Origin of the sequence: Achromobacter sp. UMC46 (assembly GCF_014170335.1) — a bacterium.
Lineage (GTDB): Bacteria > Pseudomonadota > Gammaproteobacteria > Burkholderiales > Burkholderiaceae_B > Achromobacter.
Map to the genome: position 1 here is coordinate 332,694 of NZ_LZZS01000036.1, position 17,192 is coordinate 349,885.

15 protein-coding genes are annotated in these 17,192 nt (G+C 66.4%); 13 read left to right on the plus strand and 2 right to left on the minus strand.

Going from position 1 to position 17,192, the window contains the following annotated elements; translation table 11 throughout:
• Window positions 1-270 precede the first annotated feature (270 nt).
• Window positions 271-1,521, minus strand: a complete 1,251-nt coding sequence (locus A9973_RS26880) for an IS256 family transposase (protein ID WP_183016661.1) — start codon at window positions 1,519-1,521, stop codon at window positions 271-273.
• Between the two features lie 787 nt (window positions 1,522-2,308).
• On the opposite strand from A9973_RS26880, the gene A9973_RS26885 reads away from it, so the two are divergent.
• The 7 genes from A9973_RS26885 (at window position 2,309) to A9973_RS26915 (ending at window position 10,134) form a co-directional block, all read left to right on the plus strand.
• Window positions 2,309-4,660 carry a bifunctional salicylyl-CoA 5-hydroxylase/oxidoreductase gene (locus tag A9973_RS26885; protein WP_183016662.1) on the plus strand — a complete coding sequence of 784 codons (2,352 nt, stop codon included), beginning with the start codon at window positions 2,309-2,311 and terminating at the stop codon, window positions 4,658-4,660.
• The gene (locus tag A9973_RS26890) at window positions 4,657-5,448 is read left to right on the plus strand and encodes an SDR family NAD(P)-dependent oxidoreductase (protein WP_183016663.1); all 792 of its coding nucleotides are present in this window, start codon (window positions 4,657-4,659) and stop codon (window positions 5,446-5,448) included. The genes A9973_RS26885 and A9973_RS26890 overlap by 4 nt, the downstream gene beginning before the upstream one ends.
• Window positions 5,449-5,491: 43 nt before the next feature.
• The gene (locus tag A9973_RS26895; protein WP_183016664.1) at window positions 5,492-6,349 is read left to right on the plus strand and encodes an enoyl-CoA hydratase family protein; all 858 of its coding nucleotides are present in this window, start codon (window positions 5,492-5,494) and stop codon (window positions 6,347-6,349) included.
• Window positions 6,350-6,351: 2 nt separating this feature from the next.
• Entirely contained in the window at window positions 6,352-7,521 is a 1,170-nt protein-coding gene (locus tag A9973_RS26900; protein ID WP_183016665.1) for an acyl-CoA dehydrogenase family protein, read from the plus strand.
• A 66-nt stretch (window positions 7,522-7,587) separates the two neighbouring features.
• Window positions 7,588-9,228, plus strand: coding sequence for an AMP-binding protein (locus tag A9973_RS26905; RefSeq protein ID WP_183016666.1), 1,641 nt, complete (start codon window positions 7,588-7,590; stop codon window positions 9,226-9,228).
• Between the two features lie 21 nt (window positions 9,229-9,249).
• Window positions 9,250-9,675, plus strand: coding sequence for a thioesterase family protein (locus tag A9973_RS26910; RefSeq protein WP_183016667.1), 426 nt, complete (start codon window positions 9,250-9,252; stop codon window positions 9,673-9,675).
• A gap of 51 nt (window positions 9,676-9,726) precedes the next feature.
• A complete protein-coding gene (locus A9973_RS26915) occupies window positions 9,727-10,134 on the plus strand; it encodes a RidA family protein (RefSeq protein WP_050447060.1) in 408 nt (135 codons plus the stop codon).
• A gap of 64 nt (window positions 10,135-10,198) precedes the next feature.
• On the opposite strand, the gene A9973_RS26920 is transcribed toward A9973_RS26915, so the two are convergent.
• Window positions 10,199-11,179 carry an AraC family transcriptional regulator gene (locus A9973_RS26920; protein WP_183016668.1) on the minus strand — a complete coding sequence of 327 codons (981 nt, stop codon included), beginning with the start codon at window positions 11,177-11,179 and terminating at the stop codon, window positions 10,199-10,201.
• A gap of 229 nt (window positions 11,180-11,408) precedes the next feature.
• Here A9973_RS26920 and A9973_RS26925 point away from each other — a divergent pair, with 229 nt between their 5' ends.
• From A9973_RS26925 to A9973_RS26950, 6 genes are read left to right on the plus strand one after another with little or no spacing between them, the layout of a single operon-like run.
• Window positions 11,409-12,587, plus strand: a complete 1,179-nt coding sequence (locus A9973_RS26925; protein WP_183016669.1) for an ABC transporter substrate-binding protein — start codon at window positions 11,409-11,411, stop codon at window positions 12,585-12,587.
• Between the two features lie 46 nt (window positions 12,588-12,633).
• Window positions 12,634-13,878, plus strand: coding sequence for a dienelactone hydrolase family protein (locus A9973_RS26930; RefSeq protein WP_183016670.1), 1,245 nt, complete (start codon window positions 12,634-12,636; stop codon window positions 13,876-13,878).
• 9 nt (window positions 13,879-13,887) lie between these two features.
• Complete coding sequence (locus tag A9973_RS26935) at window positions 13,888-15,231, plus strand: aromatic ring-hydroxylating dioxygenase subunit alpha (protein ID WP_183016671.1); 1,344 nt, start codon at window positions 13,888-13,890, stop codon at window positions 15,229-15,231.
• Window positions 15,222-15,755, plus strand: a complete 534-nt coding sequence (locus A9973_RS26940) for an aromatic-ring-hydroxylating dioxygenase subunit beta (protein WP_183016672.1) — start codon at window positions 15,222-15,224, stop codon at window positions 15,753-15,755. Before A9973_RS26935 ends, A9973_RS26940 begins: the two co-directional genes overlap by 10 nt.
• Window positions 15,752-16,363 carry an isochorismatase family cysteine hydrolase gene (locus A9973_RS26945; RefSeq protein WP_183016673.1) on the plus strand — a complete coding sequence of 204 codons (612 nt, stop codon included), beginning with the start codon at window positions 15,752-15,754 and terminating at the stop codon, window positions 16,361-16,363. The genes A9973_RS26940 and A9973_RS26945 overlap by 4 nt, the downstream gene beginning before the upstream one ends.
• A gap of 13 nt (window positions 16,364-16,376) precedes the next feature.
• Window positions 16,377-17,183, plus strand: coding sequence for an SDR family oxidoreductase (locus A9973_RS26950; RefSeq protein ID WP_183016674.1), 807 nt, complete (start codon window positions 16,377-16,379; stop codon window positions 17,181-17,183).
• Window positions 17,184-17,192: the final 9 nt, after the last annotated feature.

Below are 17,192 nucleotides of genomic sequence, written 5' to 3' on the forward strand. Positions count from 1 at the left end.
GCGTCGTTGCGCGATTCGCTTCGCGTGTGGGTTGCGGTGCCTAAACATCATCGCCAGAAAACTCCTGCGCATCGCCTTCGGCGTATGGAAATCGCGCAAACCCTTCGACGTCAATCGCTTTATCGCCAACCAGGCTTGCGCCAAACCATAGAATCTACGATTGACGATCCATGCGTGGTTGGAGGCCAGTTCGCGAGGGAGTGTCAGTTTTTTTGTGTTTAAGGCACTCAGTGCCTGATCCCGTGGAGGATCAGGCGTGTTGATGCTATCTCAGCGATACGGGTCAGTGAAGCGTTCAGCGTAAATGATGGCGAACTGGTTCATGGCGGCCTTCCAGTCATGCGTGGCGCTGCCCCAGCCGTCAGTGACGTTGCGCAGGACCAGCCACAGCAGCTTGGTGGCGGCCTCATCGCTGGGGAAGTGCCCTCGCGTTTTCACCGCCCGGCGCAACTGCGCGTTGATGCTCTCGATGGCGTTGGTGGTGTAAATCACCTTGCGGATCGCCGGCGGGAACATAAAGAACGGGATCACCCGATCCCAGGCCCGGCGCCATGCTTCTGCGATCGGCGCGTAACGCTGACCCCACGGGCCTTGCTCGAACGCCGATAGCGCAGCCAACGCAGCCTCCACAGTCGCCGCCGTGTAGATCGGCTTCAAGGCCGCTGCCACCGTCCGGCGTTCCTTCCAGCTGGCGTAGTCCAGGCTCGAGCGGATCAGGTGCACGATGCAGGTCTGCAGCGTCGTGGCCGGGAACACCGCGTTCAGCGACTGCTCCATGCCCTTCAAGCCATCGGTGACGGCGATCAGGATGTCCTGCGTGCCTCGGGTCTTCAGTTCGTTGAACACCTTCATCCAGAACTTGGCCCCCTCGGTCTGTTCGATCCACAGGCCCAGGATGTCGCGCGTGCCGTCGGGTAAAACCCCCAGCGCGAGGTACACCGCCTTATTACGCACGACGCCATCCTCGCGGATCTTGACCCGCAGGGCGTCGAAGAACACCACCGGATACATCATCTCCAAGGGACGCGTCTGCCAGGCGGTGACCTCGTCCATGACCGCGTCGGTCACCGAGCTGATGAACTCCGGCGAGACCTCGGTGCCGTACTGCTCGACCAAGAACCCCTGGATCTCGCGCACCGTCATGCCCCGGGCGTACATCGCGATGATCTTGTCATCAAACCCGGTAAAGCGGCGCTCGTGCTTGGGGATCAGGATCGGGGCGAAGCTGCCGTCACGGTCCCGCGGGATCTCCACCCGCAGCGGACCGTCATCGGTCAGCACCGTCTTGCGGCTCTTGCCGTTGCGCTGATTGGTGGCTTCCTCGGGGCGATCTCCTCCCGAGGGATACCCCAGATGGTGCCCTAGCTCGGCGCCCAGCGCCCGCTCGATCAGCGCCTTCTTGAACGCCATCGACAGGTCCTGCACCGCCTCGGCGGTCATCGGACCCTTAACGAACTGGTCAACCAGACCCGCCGGGATCGACGGTAATTCCCTCAGGGGAAGCTTTTTCCTTGTGGCCATACATGTGCTCCTTGAGCGGTATGTTAGGCCTCAAACACAAAATTTATGACACTCCCGTTCGCGATTGACGATCAATTCGTCAGAGGAACGACATCGCTGGATTCCATCACCGGCCTCCCTTTTAGACGGGTGGCGCGCGCATGGGTCTGGCCAAGCAAGCAACTATCTGCCGCGCGCGACCCGTCGCTCCACCTCCCCAAAATGACTGCGGGGCCCAATAGAAAGCCACTCACCACCAGCGCGCAAGCGACCATCGCTCCGACGCATCACCGATACGTATGCAGAATGCGGCCGCCCGCGCGGCCGCATGAGGCGGGCCCCGAAAATCTCGTGAGTAAACAGCGCTCTAGCAGCGCATCGAACCAAGACGGCGCAGCTCGTCGCCGGGGTCGGGTGGGTGGCGCGCAACCTTGATGCGCCCGGGGGAATCTGAAGGCAGCGGCCGTAGGCCGCAACGAAGATGACGACGGGGACGTCCGGAGCGAACGCTCCGGACCGCAATCGTGGGCGCGCGCCACCCACCCGACCCCGGCGGCGAGCGTCCCACGACTATCCAACGCAACCCTCCAAAGCCCCAAAACACGACCAACGAGACCCCAACCCCAACAAGCACCCCAGCCTCCCCAATCCTGTCCCCATTTCCCCAAAAGAACTAATAGATTTCCCCCATTTGCGATCGCCCCGCTTCAGGTATATATTTCAAGCCTAAACTATCCAGACCTAAATATCCGCGGCGCCCCGCTCCCGATAAACGAGCGACTGTCGCGTACCTCGGAGCGTTACGGCAATGAAAATAGTCTGCATCGGCGGCGGCCCCGCCGGCCTGTATTTCGGTCTGCTGATGAAATTGCAGAACCCCGAGAACGAGATCACCGTCATCGAACGCAACCGGCCGTACGACACGTTCGGCTGGGGCGTGGTGTTTTCGGACGCCACCATGCAGAACCTGCGCGAAGCAGACCCCGTTTCCGCCCAGACCATCGGTGACGCCTTCAACCACTGGGACGACATCGACATCCACTTCAAAGGCCGCAGCATCCGCAGCAGCGGCCATGGATTCATCGGCATCGGCCGCAAGAAGTTGTTGAACATTTTGCAGGCGCGCTGCGAAGACGTCGGCGTCAAACTGGTGTTCGAGAATTTCGTCCAGGATGACCAGGCCATCGCCCGCGAATACGACGCCGACCTCGTCATCGCCTCCGACGGCATCAACAGCCAGATCCGCACCCGCTACGCCGACACCTTCCACCCCGACATCGACCAGCGCCGCTGCCGCTTTGTCTGGCTCGGCACCAAGAAAGTGTTCGACGCCTTCACCTTCGCCTTCGTACAGACCGAGCATGGCTGGTTCCAGGCCCACGCCTACCGGTACGAAGACGGCATGTCCACCTTCATCGTCGAGACGCCCGAGGAAACCTGGCAGGCTGCCGGCATCGAGCAGATGAGCCAGGAAGAAGGCATCGCCTATTGCGAAAAGCTGTTCGCGCCCTGGCTCGACGGCAATGCGCTGATCAGCAACGCCTCGCACCTGCGCGGCTCGGCCATCTGGATCCGTTTCCCGCGCGTCATCTGCAACACCTGGGTCCACTGGAACACGCTGGAAACCGCTCGCGGCCAGCGCCGAGTGCCTGTCGTGCTGATGGGCGACGCCGCCCATACCGCCCACTTCTCCATCGGCTCCGGCACCAAACTGGCGCTTGAGGACTCCATCGAACTGGCGCGCTGCCTGAGCGGCGCGGAAGGCAGCGTGGAGCACGGCTTGAAGCACTATGAAGAAGTGCGCAGCGTGGAAGTGCTGAAGATCCAGAACGCCGCCCGCAACTCCACCGAATGGTTCGAAAACGTCGAACGCTACGCGGAACTGGAACCCGAGCAATTCGCGTATTCGCTGCTGACCCGTTCGCAGCGCATCTCGCACGAGAACCTGCGCCTGCGCGATCCGGCCTGGCTCGAAGGCTTCGAACGCTGGATCGCCGAACGCGCCGGTGCGCCGGCGGCCTCCGGCAAGCGCCCGGCCATTCCGATGCTGACGCCTTACCAAGTGCGCGGCGTGCGGCTGAAGAACCGCATCCTGGTGTCGCCGATGGCCATGTATTCCTGCGCGGACGGCGTGCCGGGCGACTTCCATCTGGTCCACCTGGGCGCGCGCGCCATGGGCGGGGCCGGGCTGGTCATGGTTGAAATGACCTGCGTATCGCCCGACGGCCGCATCACTCCGGGCTGCCCGGGCTTGTGGAACGACGCGCAGACGCAGGCCTTTGCCCGCATCGTGAGCTTCGTGCACGGCAACAGCGACGCCCGCATCGGCGTGCAGCTGGGCCATGCCGGCCGCAAGGGTTCCACGCAGCTCGGCTGGCAGAAGATCGACTATCCGCTGGCCGAAGGCAACTGGCCGTTGTTGTCGGCCTCCGCCTTGCCCTACATCGATGGCGTGTCGCAGGCGCCGCGCGCCATGACGCGCGCCGACATGGATCAGGTGCGCGACAACTTCGTCGCCGCCGCCCGCCGCGCCGCGGAAGCCGGTTTCGACTGGCTGGAACTGCACTGCGCCCACGGCTACCTGCTGTCCAGCTTCATCTCGCCGCTGACCAACCACCGTGAAGACGAATACGGCGGCAGCCTTGAGAACCGCCTGCGCTTTCCGCTGGAAGTGTTCCACGCCGTGCGCGCCGTCTGGCCGGAAGACAAGCCCATGTCGGTGCGGATTTCCGCCAGCGACTGGGTCGAGGGCGGCATCACCGCCGACGACGCGGTCGAGATCGCGCGCCACTTCAAGGCCGCCGGCGCCGACATGATCGATTGCTCGTCGGGCCAGGTCAGCAAGGAAGAAAAGCCGGTCTACGGCCGCATGTTCCAGACGCCGTTCGCCGACCGCGTGCGCAACGAAGCCGGCATCCCCACCATCGCCGTGGGCGCCATCTTCGAAGCCGACCACGCCAACGGCATCATCGCCTCGGGCCGCGCCGACCTGTGCGCCCTGGCGCGTCCCCATCTGGCCGACGCCTCCTGGACGCTGCGCGAAGCGGCGCGGGTGGGCTACACCGACGTGGCGTGGCCCAGCCAGTACTTCGCCGGCAAGCGCCAGCTGGAAACCAACTTCGAACGCGCCGCCGCAATGGCGCACCTGGACATCAAATGACGACGACTCCGCAACCCCTCGGCGGACGCCACGCGCTGGTGACGGGCGGCGCCCGCGGCATCGGCCTGGCCAGCGCGCGCGCGCTGCTGGCGCGCGGGGCGCGCGTTACGCTGCTGGGCCGCGACGGCGCGTCGCTGGACGCGGCCGCCGACACCTTGGCCAGCCTGGGCCAGGTGCAGACCGTCAGCGCGGACATCGCCGACGAAGCCTCGGTGCGCGCGGCGTTCGCGCAGGCCGAAACGGAGTTCGGCCCGGTGCTGGTGCTGGTGAACAATGCCGGCCAGGCCGTGAGCCAGCGTTTCGACCGCACCGACGCCGCGCTGTGGCAGCAGATGATCGCCGTCAACCTGACCGGCACCTTCTACTGCATCCAGGCCGCGTTGCCCGGCATGCTGCAAGCGAAGTGGGGCCGCGTGATCAACGTGGCCAGCACGGCGGGCCTGATCGGCTACGGCTACGTCAGCGCCTATTGCGCCGCCAAGCACGGCGTGATCGGCCTGACCCGGTCGCTGGCGCTGGAGACCGCGCAGAAGGGCGTCACCGTGAATGCGGTGTGCCCCGGTTACACCGAAACCGACATCGTGCGCGGCGCGGTCGCGAACATCGTGGACAAGACCGGCATGACGCCGGAAGCCGCCCGGGCCAAGCTGGCCGAGCGCAACCCGCAGGGCCGCCTGGTGCAGCCCGAGGAAGTGGCCGAGACGGTGGCCTGGCTGGCGTTGCCGGCCTCGGCCTCGATCAACGGCCAGGCGATCGCCGTGGACGGCGGCGAAGTGATGACCGGCTGAGGCCGGCGCATCCCATCAACCCAGGATTACGAACGGAGACACCATGAGCACCCAGTCCGAAGAGCACACCATGAAGCACCACAAGCGTCCGCTGGCCGGTTATCAGGCCAGGACGTTCCTGTGGCAGGTGTCGGCCGACGGCAAGATCGGAACCGTCACGCTGAACCGTCCGGAACGCAAGAACCCGTTGACGTTCGATTCCTACGCCGAATTGCGCGACCTGTTCCGTTCACTGGTGTATGCCACCGACGTCAAGGTCGTGGTCGTGACGGGCGCGGGCGGCAACTTCTGCTCGGGCGGCGATGTGCACGAGATCATCGGCCCGCTGACCAGAATGACCATGCCGGAACTGCTGGACTTCACCCGCATGACGGGCGACCTGGTCAAGGCCATGCGCGCCTGCCCGCAGCCCATCGTGGCCGCGGTGGACGGCGTTTGCGCCGGCGCGGGCGCGATGGTGGCGCTGGCCGCCGACATGCGCCTGGGCACCCCGGCCGCGCGTACGGCGTTCCTGTTCACGCGGGTGGGCCTGGCTGGCGCCGACATGGGCGCCTGCACCTTGCTGCCGCGCATGATCGGCCAGGGCCGCGCCTCTGAACTGCTGTACACCGGCCGCGCCATGACGGCGGAAGAGGGCGCCAGCTGGGGCTTCTTCAATGCGCTGCACGAGTCCGGCAAGCTGGGCGAAGCCGCCCAGGCGCTGGCCACGCAGCTGGCCGCCGGCCCGACGTTCGCGCACGGCGTCACCAAGAAGCTGCTGCATCAGGAATGGAACATGGGTGTGGACGAGGCCATCGAAGCCGAAGCCGAGGCCCAGGCCATCTGCATGCAGACGCGCGATTTCCACCGCGCCTACGAGGCCTTCGTGGCCAAACAGAAGCCGGTCTTCGAGGGGAACTGACGATGCGCGACACAAGCTGGCTGGACTGGCCGTTTTTCGACGAGTCGCACCGCAAACTGGCCCATGACGTCGACGCCTGGTGCGAGACGTCGCTGGGCGAGGTCGACCACCACGACGCCGACGCGGCCTGCAAGAAGCTGGTCAAGGCCATGGGCCAGGCCGGATGGCTGCGCTATGCGGTCGCAGGCGGCCCTGGCGGCGCCTGGGGCGGCGCGTTACCGGAAGTGGATTCCCGCGCCGTCTGCATCCTGCGCGAGACATTCGCCCGCCATGAAGGCCTGGCCGACTTCGCGTTCGCCATGCAGGGCCTGGGTAGCGGCTCCATTTCGCTGATGGGGTCGGACGAACTGCGCCGGCACTACCTGCCGCGCGTGGCAAGCGGCGAGGCGATCGCCGCCTTCGCGCTGTCCGAGCCGGACGCGGGTTCGGACGTGGCGGCGCTGGCCTGCGAAGCCCGTCTCGACGGCAGCCACTATGTGCTGAACGGCGCCAAGACCTGGATCTCCAACGGCGGCATCGCCGATTTCTACGTCGTCTTCGCCCGCACCGGCGAAGCGCCGGGCGCGCGCGGCATCAGCGCCTTCGTGGTGGATGCCGACACCGCGGGCTTCGAGGTCAGCGAACGCATCGAACTGATCGCGCCGCACCCGCTGGCCACGATCACTTTCGACAACTGCCGCGTCCCGGTGTCGCATCGCCTGGGCGATGCGGGCCAGGGGTTCAAGCTGGCCATGATGACGCTGGACATCTTCCGCGCATCGGTGGCGGCGGCCGCGCTGGGCTTTGCCCGCCGGGCGCTGGACGAAGGCCTGGCGCGCGCAAAGTCGCGCCGCATGTTCGGCCAGACGCTCGCCGACCTGCAACTCACGCAAGCCGCGCTGGGCGACATGGCGACCGCCATCGACGCGTCCGCGCTGCTGACGTACCGCGCCGCGTGGATGCGCGACGTGCAGAAACTGCGCACCACGCGCGAGGCGGCGATGGCCAAGATGACGGCCACGGAATCGGCCCAGACCGTGATCGACCGCGCGCTTCAGATGTTCGGCGGCGCAGGGGTGGTGTCGGGGATGCCGGTGGAAAAGCTCTACCGGGAAATCAGAGCGCTGCGTATCTACGAAGGCGCCACCGAAGTGCAGAAGTTGATCATCGCCCGTGAATTGCTGAAGGCGTAAAGGGCCATCGAGCCTTCGCCATTCCGCAACGCCAACCACACCGCACCGCATAGCAAGGGGAAATTCATGGAAAGTTCCGCCCACATCGACACGTTCGCCCGGGACAATCTGCCCCCGGGCGAACAATGGCCAGAGTTCCTGCTGGACGGCCCCGACGTGGCCTATCCGAAACGTCTCAATTGCGCGGTAGAGCTGGTGGACGCCATGGTCGGCCGCGGCTTTGGCGAGCGCGTCGCGCTGCGCTGGCGCCAGGACGGCAAGCCGGCCACGATGACCTACCGGGAATTGGCCGCGCTGACCAACCGCATTGCGCGCGTGCTGACCGAGGACATGAAGCTTGTCGCCGGCAACCGCCTGCTGTTGCGGGGGCCGAACAACCCGATGATGGCCGCCGCCTGGCTGGCCGCGATCAAGGCGGGCCTGGTGACGGTGCCTACGATGCCGCTGTTGCGCGCCAAAGAGCTCAAGCAGATCATTGAAAAGGCGCAGATCCAGGCGGTGCTGTGCGATGCCCGCCTGAAAGACGAGGCGCAGTTCTGCGCCCAGCCCGGCCACGAGCACCATTGCGCCGGGCTGTCGCAGATCGTGTACTTCAACGACACGGCGCCGGATGCGCTGGACGCGCTGGCCGCGGCCAAGCCGGACGACTACGCGGCTTGCGACACGTCCGCCGATGACGTGTGCCTGATCGCGTTCACCAGCGGCACCACGGGGTCGCCCAAGGGCTGCATGCACTTCCATCGCGACGTGCTGGCGATGTGCGACCTGTTCCCCAAGCACGTCATCAAGCCGGGGCCGGACGACATCTTCTGCGGCACGCCGCCGCTGGCTTTCACGTTCGGCCTGGGTGGCCTCTTGTGCTTCCCGCTGCGTGTGGGCGCCAGCACGGTGCTGGCGGAAAAGCTGACGCCGGAAAGCCTGCTGGAGCTGATCCAGGACTTCCGCGCGACCATCGTCTTCACCGCGCCCACCTTCTACCGCCAGATGGCGGCGCTGGTCGGCAAGTTCGACCTGTCGTCGCTGAAGAAAAGCGTGTCGGCCGGCGAGGCCTTGCCGGACGCCACCCGCCAGCTTTGGAAGCAGACCAGCGGCATCGAGATGATCGACGGCATCGGCGGCACGGAAATGATCCACGTGTTCGTGTCCAGCCCGCCGGAATCGGTCAAGCGCGGCGCCATCGGCCAGGTGGTCCCGGGCTATGTGGCCCAAGTGGTGGACGACGACATGAACCCGGTGCCCAACGGCACGGTGGGCAGGCTGGCGATCAAGGGCCCGACGGGCTGCCGCTATCTGGCCGACGAACGCCAGCGCCGCTTCGTGCAAAGCGGCTGGAACCTGCCGGGCGACACCTTCATGCAGGACGATGACGGCTATCTGTTCTATCAGGCGCGCAACGACGACATGATCGTGTCGGCGGGCTACAACATCGCCGGTCCGGAAGTCGAGGACGCGCTGCTGCGCCACGAGGCCGTGGCGGAATGCGGCGTGGTCGGTGCGCCGTGCGACGAGCGCGGCCAGCTGGTCAAGGCGTTCGTCGTGCTCAAGCCGGGCTATGAGCCCAGCGATGCGCTCGTGGCGGCGATGCAGGCGTTCGTGAAGGCCAGCATCGCCCCTTACAAATACCCGCGCGCGATCGAATTCGTGGCGGCGCTGCCCCGTACCGAAACGGGCAAGCTGCAACGTTTCGCGCTGCGCAAGATGGCTTGAACAGGCAACCGGGAAATCATCATGGCCGCTCCTTTCACTAGCCAGGTAGAAGTCCGCTTCCGTCATTGCGACCCGGCGGGCATCGTCTTCTATCCGCGCTACTTCGAGATGATCAACGACTTTGTCGAAGAGTGGTTCGACAAGGGCATGGGGCTGCCGTTCCACACGCTGCACGTGGATCGCCACATCGGTACACCGATGGCCTCGGTGACGTGCGATTTCAGCGCGCCCAGCCGCTGGCACGAACGCCTGCGTCAGACGCTGGAAGTGCAGCGCATCGGCGGCGCGTCGTTCAAGGCGCTGGTGCGTTTCGAAGGGCCTGACGGCCAGTTGCGGTTGTCGGCGACGCTGACGATCGTGACGGTGGATTTGCGGACGATGAAGTCGATGCCGCTGCCTGCGGACTTGCGGGAACGCATGCAGGATTATCTGGCCAGCGCGGCGTAAGCGGCGCGGGCCACCCTGTAGTTTGTTTTCTTAAAAATAGGATGAGACGTTATGAAGATTCTGCAACCGCCGGATTGGATGGCGCCCCGGGGCTATTCGAATGGCGTGCTTACCGAAATGACGGTGGGCAGCAAGCTCGTGTTCGTAGGCGGGCAGGTGGGGTGGAATGGCCAGCAGCAGTTCGAGTCGGATGACCTGGCGGACCAGGTCCGCCAGACGCTGTCGAACATTGTCGCCATCCTGGCCGAGGGCGGCGCTAAGCCTGAGCATATTGTGCGGATGACTTGGTATGTCACGGATAAGGACGCGTATGTGGCGGCGTATCCGGCGATCGGCAAGCACTACCGGGAGTTCATCGGGCGGCATTTTCCGGCGATGACGGCGGTGGAAGTGGCGGATCTGGTCGAGGATCGGGCTAAGGTGGAGATTGAAGTGACGGCTGTAGTGCCAGCTGCTTGATTGTTTTGGCGGGCGGCCTCGTGGCGCTTACGCATCGTCTTGCGTCGAGACGAGGTCCACCCCGTCATGCGCGTCGCGTCTCCCTCGGCAGTTCGCCAAAGCGTTCCCGGTAGTACTCCGAAAATCTTCCCAAATGCCCGAAGCCTACGGCTAGCGCGACTTCGGTCACGCTGGCCGCTTTGCCTGCCTTCAGCTTTTGCCGTGCCGTGTCCAGCCTTAGTGCGCGCAGCGCGTTCATGGGGGTGGTGTCGCGGTGTTCCTGGAAGAGGCGGGTCAGGGCGCTGGCGCTAGCGCCGGCGTGGCGGGCGATGTCGGTCAGGGTGAGGGGGGCGGACAGGTGGTCGCGCATGTAGGTTTCGGCCAGCGTCAGGCGGCGCGGGACGGTCGGGGTCTGGCCGGCCTGGGACTGCCAGGTGTTGGGCTGGTTGTAGAGCAGGTGCAGGATCAGGCTGTCTTCCATGTGCGCAAGCCACGCGGCGGGCGGGCGCGGGGCGCCGTCGTCCAGGGTGGGCAGGAGGTGGATCAGGCCGCTCACCATGCTGCGCCAGACCGCGCCGATGGGGGTGTCCAGGCGGAGCGCGGGGCTGAAGTCCAGCGGGCGGGCGGCGGCGTCGCCGAAGGCGTGCTGGCCGATGGCTTCCAGCTTGGCGCGGGGGATCTTCAGCAGCAGTTGTTCGCAGCCGGCTTCCCAGTGCAGCCGCACCGGGCGGTTGGGGGCGATGACGGCGGCGCAATCGGGGTTGGCGTCGACGCGTTCGTCGCCGCATTCGATGCAGGCGCGGCCGCGCAGCGGCACCTGCACCAGCATGAAGTCTTGCAGGCGGTCGGGTTCGATGTGGACTTCGGCGCCGTAGCGCAACGTACAGACCGTCAGCGAGCCGAAGCGGCCCCGGTTCAGTTCGGCGTCCACGCGCCCGCCTTTCCAGGTCAGCCGGTGTTCCTTCAACGCTTCGGACACGCGCGTGCGGGTCTCGTCCTGCTGAGTGGAGCTGAACACGCGCCGTTTGAGCAAGGGCGCAAGCGTGAGTCGGGACCAGCCGTGCATGGGTGCCTCCGGGACGGGAACGCTCCCGTATCTGCGGCCAGAGTAATTTAATCGTCCGGGGTTGGGAATTAAGTGAATCCCGGATAAAACTGACCAGATTCGGATAGAGCGGCGCGGCCCGGCGGCATACGCTGGGTGACGACGTGGATCGGCAGCACGCACGAACCGACGGCAGACGGGTTCTGTCAGCTTTCCGCCAGCGGGGCTGGCGGTGGAAACGGGGTGGCTCATGAATCGAAATCTCTGGCGCCGGCGTGCGCTGGCGGCACTGGTCTGCATGGCGGCCGCGGCAGGGGCTTCGGCCGCCGACAAGGTCAAGGTGGGTTTGCTGACCACGCTGTCCGGTCCCGGATCGGCGCTGGGCAACGAGATTCGCGACGGCTTCAATCTGGCGCTGCAGCATACGGGCGGCAAGCTGGGCGGCCTGCCGGCCGAAGTGGTGGTGGCCGACGACCAGCAGAAGGCGGACACGGGGCGTCAGGCCGTTGAGCGGCTGCTTCGCCGCGACCGGGTGGACATCATGACGGGCATCGTGTTCTCCAACGTGCTGTTGCCGGTGATGCCCGCCATCCTGCAGTCGGGGACGATCTACCTCAGCACCAACACCGGGCCGGAAAACTATGCCGGCGCGGGCTGTAACCCGAATTTCTTCGCCGTGGCGTGGCAGAACGAGGACATCCCCGCCGCCATGGGCAAGTACGCCGCCGACCAGGGCTATAAGAGCGTGGCGCTTATCGCGCCGGACTATCCCGGCGGCCGCGAATCGCTCAACGGGTTCAAGCGCCTGTACAAGGGCGGCCTGTCCGAAGAGATCTACACCCAGCTCGGCCAGCTGGACTACGGCGTCGAGATCACGCGGCTGCGCGCCAGCAAGCCGGACGCGGTGTTCTTCTTCCTGCCCGGCGGCATGGGCGTGAATTTCATCAAGCAGTTCAACGGCGCGGGCCTGTCGAAAGACATCGCGCTGCTGGCGCCCGGCTTCTCGGGCGACGAAGACACGATCGCGGCGGTCGGCGCGCCCATCCGGGGCTTGCGCAACACCTCGCAGTGGGCGGCCGACCTGGACAACCCCGCCAACCGCAAGTTCGTCGAAGACTTCAAGAAGACCTACAACCGCAGCCCGACGCTGTACGCCTCGCAAGGCTATGACGCCGCGATGCTGCTGGACAGCGCCGTGCGTCAGACGGGCGGCAAGCTGGAGGCGGACGCGTTGCGCCCGGCCTTGCGGCGCGCGGACTTCAAGTCGGTGCGGGGCGATTTCAAGTTCAACCGCAACCAGTATCCGATCCAGAACTACTACCTGCGCGTCGTCGAGGCGGGCGCGGACGGCAAGCTGGCCAACAAGCTGACGGGCACGGTGCTGACGCAGTACCAGGACCCTTTCGCCGCAGCCTGCCAGATGAAGTAGGCGGCGCGCTTCACGCCATACGCATCACGCATCACAGGAGAACCGCATGACCCGGAACATCACGACGCGCGAGATCGCGATCCCCTCGCACGATGGCAAGTCCTTCGGCGCCTACCTGGCCGTGCCGGCCGCGGGCCACGGCCCTGGCCTGGTGCTGTGCCAGGAGATATTCGGCGTCAACGATTTCATGCGCCGCGCGGCGCAACTGCTGGCCGAAGAGGGCTACGTGGTGCTGGTGCCCGACCTGTTCTGGCGCCAGCAGCCCGGCATCCAGCTGACCGACGGCCCGGCCGACATGCCGCGCGCGTTCGAGCTCTACCAGGGCTTCGACGTGGAACTGGGCGTGAAAGACATCGCCTCGACGATCGCCGTGCTGCGCGGGCTGCCCGAGCAGCAGGGCGGAGTGGGCGTGCTGGGCTACTGCCTGGGCGGCAAGCTGGCCTATCTGGCCGCCTGCCGCACCGAAGTGGATGTGGCGGTGGGCTACTACGGCGTGGGCATCGAAGACTGCCTGGAAGAAGCGTCGGCGCTGCGCGGCCGGCTGGTGCTGCACATCGCCGAGCAGGACGGCTTCTGTCCGCCCGCGGCGCGCCAGCGCATCCTGGAAGCGCTGGGCGGCAAGCCGGGCGTGGAGCTCTATGTGTATCCCGGCATGGACCACGCGTTCGCGCGCACCGGCGGCGACCACTACGACAAGCCGTCGGCCCTGATGGCGCACCAGCGCAGCATGGCCGCCCTGCAACGCGCCATCGGCCCGGAATTCGACTATTCGGCGCTGTGGGACAAGCACTGCGAATACGAGTTCGGCACGCGCGACGTGGCGGCCACGATGGCCACGATGGTCGCCGAACCCTATGTGAACCATATCCCGACGATGACGGGCGGCGTGGGCCACAAGGAGCTGTCGCGCTTCTACCAGCACCATTTCGTCAACAGCAATCCGCCCGACACGCGGCTGGTGCCGCTGTCGCGCACGGTGGGCGCGACCCAGATCGTGGACGAGCTGCTGTTCTGCTTCACGCACACGACCGAGATCGACTGGCTGCTGCCCGGGGTGGCGCCGACGGGCCGGCCGGTGGAGATCCCGTTGATCGCCATCGTGAAGTTCCGCGGCGACAAGCTCTATCACGAGCACATCTACTGGGACCAGGCCAGCGTGCTGGTGCAGGTGGGCCTGCTGGATCCCAAGGGCCTGCCGGTGGCGGGCCGTGAAACCGCGGCGAAGCTGCTGGACGAGACCTTGCCGTCCAACACGCTGATGGCGCGCTGGAAAGACAGCCAGGACAAGTAGGAGGCCGACATGTCTTATTCGCAAGAACAACTGGCCGCGATGGTGCGCGGCGACAGCGTGCACCGCGGCGTCTACACCGACCCGGCGATCTTCGACCTGGAGATGCAGCGGATCTACGGCCGCGCCTGGATCTACGTGGGCCACGAAAGCCAGGTGCCCAAGACGGGCGACTACCACACCACCCGCGTGGGCGACCAGGACGTGCTGATGGTGCGCGCGTCCGACGGCAATGTGCACGTGCTGTACAACCGCTGCCCGCACAAGGGCGCGAAGATCGTGGCCGACGGCGAGGGCTGCGTGGGAAAGTTCTTCCGCTGCCCGTACCACGCCTGGACCTTCAAGCTGGACGGCAGCCATCTTGGCGTGCCGCTCAAGCAGGGCCTGGAGGGCACGTCCTATGATCCGACGGACCCGGCGTTTTCGATGCGCCGGCTGGCGCGCGTGGAAAGCTACCGCGGATTCGTGTTCGCCAGCCAGGCGAAGGCGGGGCCTGCGTTGACGGATTTCCTGGGCGGCGTGCGCTCGTCGATCGACAACCTGTGCGACCGGTCGCCGGTGGGCGAGGTCGAAGTCGCAGGCGGCATCTTCCGCGTGATGCAGCGGTCGAACTGGAAGGTGTTCTACGAGAACCTGCACGACACGATGCATGCCCGCGTGACGCATGAATCGTCCTATGCCGCGGCCCGGGACGAGGCCAAGGAAATGGGCGAAATGCCGCTGGAGCTGCACATCATGGACGGCAACGGCGAGCCCTACGAATTCTGGGAAAAGCTGGAGCTGCGCGCCTACGACAACGGCCACGGCTACATGGAAGGCATCTTCAACCCGGGCGCCGCCGAGCGCGACCCGGTGTCGCGCGCGCACTTCGAGACGCTGACGGCCGCCTACGGCGAGGAGCGCGCCCGCGAGATCCTGGGCATGAACCGCCACAACACGGTCATCTACGGCAGCGGATCGCCGCACACCGTGTTCCAGCAGTTCCGCGTGATCCGCCCGATCGCCGTGGACCGCACGCTGATCGAGATCCAGACCTTCCGCTGCAAGGGCGCGCCGGACGGCGTGTTCAAGCGCGCCATGTTGTATGCCAACGTCATCAACTCGCCGTCGTCCAACGTGATGCCGGACGACATCGAACTCTACAACCGCTGCCAGGAAGGCAACGCCACGCGCGGCGGCGAATGGGTCAGCATGCACCGCTACCACGGCAGCGACCGCAGCGACGCCGATGGCCTGGTGTCCGTCAACGGCACCAGCGAATTGCCCATGCGCAACCAGTTCCGCGCCTGGAAGACCTATATGGAAGCCGGCGCGGCGTCGAACGCGCCCGCCACGGGAGAAGGCGCATGCTGCTAGACCTGGATTTCGACGTCGGCACCGCGGGCCTGTCGCCCGCCGACGTACCGGCGGACGCCTACCACCGCATCGCCCAGTTTCTGTACCGCGAGGCGCGGCTGCTGGACGAACGGCGGTATGACGAATGGCAGTCGATGTGGACGCCGGACGGCATGTACTGGATGCCGCGGGTGCCGGGCCAGCTAAGCCCGTACGACCATATTTCGCTGTTCTGGGAAGACCGCATGCTGCGCGACGTGCGCATCCGCAGGCTGGAGCATCCCCGCAACTGGTCGCAGCAGCCGCCCACGCGCAGCGTGCGGCTGGTGGGCGGCGTGCAGGTCGAAGGCGTGGATGCGGGCGGCAACCTGGTGGTGCATTCCGCGTTCCAGATGACGGAATGGCGCAAGCGCCTGCCGCGCCAGCTGGCCGGCCGCTACACCCACAAGCTGGCCGCCGAGGGCGACGGTTGGCGTATCCGCATGAAGCGCGTGGACCTCGTCAACTGCGACGATGCGCACGACGTGTTCGAGGTGTTCGTGTGAAGGGGGCGGATGCCGCGGTGCTGGCGCTGCACTACCAGAACGACGTGCTGCATCCCGACGGCAAGATCCGCGTCGGGCTGGACGCCGACAGCGGGGCGCGCCAGCGCCTACTGGACAACGCCGCGGCCTTGCTGGACGGCGCACGGGCGCGGTCGCTGCCCATCGTGCACGTGCGCATCGCGTTCCGTCCGGACTACGCCGACCTGTTGCCCAACTGCGCGATCTTCCGCAATGTGGCGACGATCGGGGCGGTGCCTGAAGGCCAGTGGGGCAGCGCCTTCTACGAGGGTCTGCAACCGCTGGCCGGCAGTGCCCGCGAATTCGTCGTGAAGCACACGCGCATCAGCGCCTTCTACGGCACGCCGCTGGAGGAGACGCTGCGCGTGATCGGCGCGCGCCGCCTGGTGGTGGCCGGCGTGGCGACGCATTCCGTCGTGGAAGGCACCGTGCGCCATGCCGCCGACATCGGTTTTGACGTGATGGTGGCCGAAGATGCGTGCGCCTCGGCCGACGAAGCCGTGCACCAGGCGTCGCTGGCCAGCATGCGGTTGATTGCACAAACCGGTTCGGTGGCGGATGCTGTGCGCTGGGCCGCCGCGCCGCATTGATCAAGGACTATCCATGGATTTTTCAGGGTTTCCCGGCCTGGCCGGCAAGACGGCCATCGTGACCGGCAGCACGCAGGGCCTGGGCGCCGATATCGCGCGGGGTCTGGCCGCGGCGGGCACCAATGTGGTGCTGGTCGGGCGCAACGCCCAGGCGGGCCAGGCGCTCGCTCAGGAGCTGGACGGGCGGGCGTTGTTCTGTGAGACCGACATCGGCCAGGACAGCCAGATCCAGCGTTGCATCGACGCCGCGCTGGCGCGTTTCGGCCGGTTGGACATCCTGGTCAACAACGCGTGCCAGTACACGGACCGGGGGCTGGCGTCCTCGCGCGAGGAATGGCACAGCACGCTGGACACCAACCTGGTGTCGGCCGCGATCTTCACGCAGCTGGCGGCGCCGCACCTGCCGCAGGGCGGCGTGGTGGTGAACCTGGGCAGTACGGGCGGCAAGTTCGGTGCGGCTGGACGTGCGCTGTATCCGGCGTCCAAGGCGGCGCTGCTGCAGATCACCAAGAATTTCGCGGTGGAACTGGCGCCGGGCGGCGTGCGGGTGCTGGCGGTGTCGCCGGCCTGGACGTGGTCGCCGTCGGTCGAGCAGTTGTCGGGCGGTTCGCGGGAAGCCGCCGACGCGGTGGGGGCGCACTTCCATCCGCTGGGCCGCGTCGGCTCGGGCAGCGAAATCGCCGCGGCCGTCTGCTTCGCGTGTTCGGATGCGGCGTCGTGGATGACGGGTGTGGATATCCCGGTGGACGGCGGGTTCTCCATCCTGGGGCCGGACCGCGGCATTTCACCGCGGGTCTGGTTCAAGGAACTGGCGCCCTGATCCCGGCGG

Excerpts from the sequence above, each read along its gene's own strand:
- A9973_RS26880 (WP_183016661.1), bottom strand. The coding sequence starts at position 1,521 with ATGGCCACAAGGAAAAAGCTTCCCCTGAGGGAATTACCGTCGATCCCG.
- A9973_RS26885 (WP_183016662.1), top strand. The coding sequence starts at position 2,309 with ATGAAAATAGTCTGCATCGGCGGCGGCCCCGCCGGCCTGTATTTCGGT.
- A9973_RS26890 (WP_183016663.1), top strand. The coding sequence starts at position 4,657 with ATGACGACGACTCCGCAACCCCTCGGCGGACGCCACGCGCTGGTGACG.
- A9973_RS26895 (WP_183016664.1), top strand. The coding sequence starts at position 5,492 with ATGAGCACCCAGTCCGAAGAGCACACCATGAAGCACCACAAGCGTCCG.
- A9973_RS26900 (WP_183016665.1), top strand. The coding sequence starts at position 6,352 with ATGCGCGACACAAGCTGGCTGGACTGGCCGTTTTTCGACGAGTCGCAC.
- A9973_RS26905 (WP_183016666.1), top strand. The coding sequence starts at position 7,588 with ATGGAAAGTTCCGCCCACATCGACACGTTCGCCCGGGACAATCTGCCC.
- A9973_RS26910 (WP_183016667.1), top strand. The coding sequence starts at position 9,250 with ATGGCCGCTCCTTTCACTAGCCAGGTAGAAGTCCGCTTCCGTCATTGC.
- A9973_RS26915 (WP_050447060.1), top strand. The coding sequence starts at position 9,727 with ATGAAGATTCTGCAACCGCCGGATTGGATGGCGCCCCGGGGCTATTCG.
- A9973_RS26920 (WP_183016668.1), bottom strand. The coding sequence starts at position 11,179 with ATGCACGGCTGGTCCCGACTCACGCTTGCGCCCTTGCTCAAACGGCGC.
- A9973_RS26925 (WP_183016669.1), top strand. The coding sequence starts at position 11,409 with ATGAATCGAAATCTCTGGCGCCGGCGTGCGCTGGCGGCACTGGTCTGC.
- A9973_RS26930 (WP_183016670.1), top strand. The coding sequence starts at position 12,634 with ATGACCCGGAACATCACGACGCGCGAGATCGCGATCCCCTCGCACGAT.
- A9973_RS26935 (WP_183016671.1), top strand. The coding sequence starts at position 13,888 with ATGTCTTATTCGCAAGAACAACTGGCCGCGATGGTGCGCGGCGACAGC.
- A9973_RS26940 (WP_183016672.1), top strand. The coding sequence starts at position 15,222 with ATGCTGCTAGACCTGGATTTCGACGTCGGCACCGCGGGCCTGTCGCCC.
- A9973_RS26950 (WP_183016674.1), top strand. The coding sequence starts at position 16,377 with ATGGATTTTTCAGGGTTTCCCGGCCTGGCCGGCAAGACGGCCATCGTG.